Origin of the sequence: Aestuariivirga sp., assembly GCF_037139295.1 — a bacterium.
Taxonomy (GTDB): domain Bacteria; phylum Pseudomonadota; class Alphaproteobacteria; order Rhizobiales; family Aestuariivirgaceae; genus Aestuariivirga.
Window position 1 is genome coordinate 1 of the sequence record NZ_JBAXGR010000255.1, and the last position, 2,311, is coordinate 2,311.

At 55.4% G+C, this 2,311-nt stretch carries 1 protein-coding gene and 1 pseudogene; one reads left to right on the top strand and one right to left on the bottom strand.

Features of this window, described 5'->3' with window-relative positions; translation table 11 throughout:
* Nucleotides 1–81 (bottom strand): annotated as a pseudogene (locus WCJ41_RS21590) (integrase core domain-containing protein); the annotation flags it as partial.
* Nucleotides 82–372: 291 nt separating this feature from the next.
* Between WCJ41_RS21590 and WCJ41_RS21595 the strand changes: the two are divergent.
* Nucleotides 373–1,995, top strand: a complete 1,623-nt coding sequence (locus WCJ41_RS21595) for a thiamine pyrophosphate-binding protein (RefSeq protein WP_336907898.1) — start codon at nt 373–375, stop codon at nt 1,993–1,995.
* Nucleotides 1,996–2,311: the final 316 nt, after the last annotated feature.

Genomic DNA, 2,311 nt, shown 5'->3' on the forward strand with positions numbered 1-2,311 from the left:
AGACCGGAGGCATTCATCGCGGAACTTGCCGTTGAAGGACCCGCAGTCGCCGTTCTCCTGGAGTGAACCAGGCTTGATATACAAGCTCTTGTCACGATTGTGATGAGACCTTGCAGCAGGCGCTGAATTACGGAAATGTCGGGTTCCAGAAGAAGGTTATCCGTTGGATATATGCTGATATCGTTCAGTCATTCGCGAGAAGCACTGAGAGAGATTTCAACGAATGATCACGTTATTGTCGTTTTCCCGCGTCTCTCGCCATGGTGAGTTGCTTCATCAGCGCTGCAAACACCTTCTCGCGGTATATGCTTGATGCTTCATCGAATAACTGGCTGGAAGTTTGAAATGTGTTCACACCCTGAGAGCGAATTTATGAAGACCACGACGATCACAGCGCATCTGGTGCAGCGGCTCAGAGAACTCGGAATAGACCAGGGCTTCGGGATCGTTGGTGATTTCGCACTGCGTTTGTTCGGGCGGTTGGATGATCTGGGTTTCCCGATAAGAATAACAGCAGATGAGCAGGGGGCAGCATTCGCCGCTGATGCATATGCGCGGCTTCGTGGCATCGGATTGGTGGCTGTCACCTACGGCGTTGGTGGATTGAAGGTTGCCAATGCCACCGCGGGGGCTTGGGCGGAGCAAGTGCCGCTGTTGGTGGTGAGTGGCGCTCCTGGTATGTCAGAGCGCCAGAATGATCCAATGCTTCATCACAAGGTGAAGACTTTTGACACCCAGCTCGATGTGTTCCGTGATTTGACCGTGGCGCAGGCGGTGCTTTCTGAACCGCTCACCGCATCCCGCGAGATCGACCGGGTTATTAGTGCCATGATGAGGGAACAGCGACCCGGCTATATTGAGGTGCCACGCGATATGGTGGATGTGCCCATTATCGCATCTGATGGACCGCTTGAGTTGCCAGCTCCCTTCGTCAACGAAGAGGCATTGGCAGAAGCCGTGAGGTTGGTCATGGCCCGGCTTGAGGGTTCCAGTAACGCGGTCCTCTTGGCTGGCGTAATGGCATGGCGTAGGGGCCTGCAGTCACACTTATTGGAACTTGCTGAGATACTCGAACTGCCTGTGGCCACCACCTCGCTTGCGAAGGGCCTCTTTCCCGAACGCCATCCGCTTTCGCTGGGCGTCTACATGGGTGCCGTGAGCCCGCATTCGGTCGTTAAAGCGGTAGAGGGGGCTGATCCGCTTTTGGCATTCGGGGCGCTTTACACCGATCTCACCATGGGTGGCTTTACAGCGCACTTCGATCTCGCGCGCGTTATAAATTGCACCGACACACGCGTGCATGTTGGACTGACTGTCTTCGAAGATGTTCCGCTTTCAGCGTTCCTGCCTGCGTTGCTATCTGCTGGAAGATCGCGAAAGAATTCGGCTTCCAGGGACTACTCATTCATAGGTTGTGACTTTCTGCCACAGGCTATTCCGCTTACCGTTGAGTCTGTCTTCAGCTGCCTAGAAGCCAAACTCGATGAGCGTCATGGCGTCATCGTGGAACCGGGTGACAGCTTGTTCGCATCCGTCGATTTCGCGGGGCCGGGCTGGTGCCTGACAAGTGGCTACTACGCCACAATGGGGTATTCTGTACCTGCTGCCATCGGGATGGGTAAGGCTGACCCAACTCTGCGCCCTGTGATTGTCACTGGGGACGGCGCATTCCTTATGATGGGCCTTGAACTGGCAGCGGCACATTTCCATGGCGTGAATCCGGTTGTCGTCATTCTCGACAATGATGGCTACGGAACGCAACGCTTGTTGCTCGACGGGCCCTTCAATGACATTCCCACTCTCAACACAGAGCGACTGCCGGATGTCATTGGGGCGGGTAAAGGCTATCTGTGTACGAGCCAGACGGAGTTCTGGGAGGCACTTCATGCGGCGGTTGCTGACGGGGACTTTGCGATCATCCGCGTCAAGGTGCCCAAGAACCAATCAAGTGAAGCGCTCCGACGGTTGACGGAAGCGCTAGCCAAGAAAGTCTAGGGGACCAGAAGCGCCATAGTTGAGGTCTGGTGGCCATGCATTCACGGCATCAGCATCCCAACAACGTGTAATGAATATGATAGTATGGAGCAAGCTTATGCCGCGCATCAACTCTGGCAACTCAGCGAGCGGCAGAAGGACATCAACGCAACGCGTATAGCCGCTTGACAAACAGAAGGGCGTCCAAGGCAGCCAGTTCACCAGCTGGGAGTTCACGAAGGTGCTGTCCGATGCGGGTGTGCAGATCAGCATGTACGGCAATCTTCCTGCCCTCAAGCTCTGAAGTCGCGGGAGCAGACATAGCCGTGGCCCACCA

Coding starts and splice junctions, on each gene's coding strand:
- WCJ41_RS21595 (WP_336907898.1), top strand. CDS start 373: ATGAAGACCACGACGATCACAGCGCATCTGGTGCAGCGGCTCAGAGAA.